The sequence below is a fragment of the Streptomyces sp. M-16 genome (genome assembly GCF_052114405.1).
In the GTDB taxonomy this organism is placed as follows: domain Bacteria; phylum Actinomycetota; class Actinomycetes; order Streptomycetales; family Streptomycetaceae; genus Streptomyces.
Map to the genome: position 1 here is coordinate 1 of NZ_JBFRER010000323.1, position 581 is coordinate 581.

At 68.7% G+C, this 581-nt stretch carries 1 protein-coding gene; it reads left to right on the plus strand.

The window, feature by feature from the left end:
- Nucleotides 1-581, plus strand: a 581-nt coding sequence (locus tag AB4039_RS42370) for a beta-ketoacyl synthase N-terminal-like domain-containing protein (RefSeq protein WP_442273328.1), incomplete at both ends; no start/stop codon positions are given.

Sequence of the window (581 nt, forward strand, 5' to 3'; positions counted from 1 at the left end):
GCTCGGTTTCGATTCGCTGATGGTCGTGGAGCTGCGCAACCGCCTGAACGCGGCCACCGGACTGCGCCTGTCCAGCACCATCGCCTTCGACCACCCCACCCCGCTCGCCCTCGCCACACACCTGCGCGAACAACTCACCGGAACCACCAGCCCCGCCGAACCCCCCACCACGACACCCGCGGGCAGCGGGGACGACGACCCCATCGTCATCGTCTCCATGGCCTGCCGCTACCCCGGCGGAGTCACCACCCCCGAAGACCTCTGGCACCTCATCGCCACCGAAACCGACGCCATCGGCCCCTTCCCCACCGACCGCGACTGGAACCCGGACGACCTCTACGACGCCGACCCCGACAAAACCGGCCACACCACCACCCGCCACGGCGGCTTCCTCTACGACGCAGCCGACTTCGACCCCGAATTCTTCGGACTCAGCCCCCGCGAAGCCCTCGCCACCGACCCCCAGCAACGCCTCCTCCTCGAAACCGCCTGGGAAGCCGTAGAACGCGCAGGAATCGACCCCACCACCCTCCGCGGCACCCGCACCGGCGTCTTCACCGGCATCATGTACAACGACTACG